1 protein-coding gene is annotated in these 695 nt (G+C 68.2%); it reads left to right on the top strand.

Going from position 1 to position 695, the window contains the following annotated elements:
* The coding region (locus AC07SQ_RS30510; RefSeq protein ID WP_495273661.1) for a TRAP transporter large permease at window positions 1-695 on the top strand (695 nt) is incomplete at both ends.

Genomic DNA, 695 nt, shown 5'->3' with positions numbered 1-695 from the left:
GGCTGCGGCGTGTTCGGCTCGGTCTCGGGCTCCTCGGCCGCCACCTGCGCCACCATCGCCAAGGTGGCGCTGCCCGAGCTCAAGCGCCGCGGCTACAACGAGAAGCTGGCCATCGGCTCGCTGGCCACGGCCGGCACGCTGGGCATCCTGATCCCGCCCTCGATCACCATGGTGGTGTACGCGGTGGCGGCCGACGCGTCGATCATCCGCATCTTCCTGGCCGGCTTCCTGCCGGGCTTTTTGCTGATGCTGCTGTTCTCGGGCTACATCGGCTGGTGGAGCCTGCGCCACCCCGACCAGGTGCCGCCGGCCGATCCGCCCACCACCTTCATGGAAAAGATCCGGCTGTCGGGCAACCTCATTCCCTGTGCGCTGCTGATCGTGTTCATCGTCTGGGTGCTGGTGGCCGGCTGGGCCACAGCCACCGAGTGCGCGGCCTTCGGGGTGCTGGGCTCGCTGGCCATCGCAGCCTACGGGCGCAGCCTCACCTGGCAGAACTTCAAGGACGGGATCATGGGCGCCACGCGCACCAGCTGCATGATCATGTTCATCCTGGCCGGGGCCGCGTTCCTGACCAAGACCATGGCCTTCACCGGCATCCCGCGCGAGCTGGCCGAATGGGTCGACAGCATGCACCTGTCGCCCTATGCGCTCATCGGCGCGCTGGTGGTGGTGTACCTGGTGCTGGGCACGGC

Source organism: Variovorax sp. GW821-FHT06D12, from assembly GCF_059419205.1.
The sequence above is the reverse complement of the archived record's forward strand: the minus strand, read 5'-3'. Positions and strand labels throughout refer to the sequence as shown.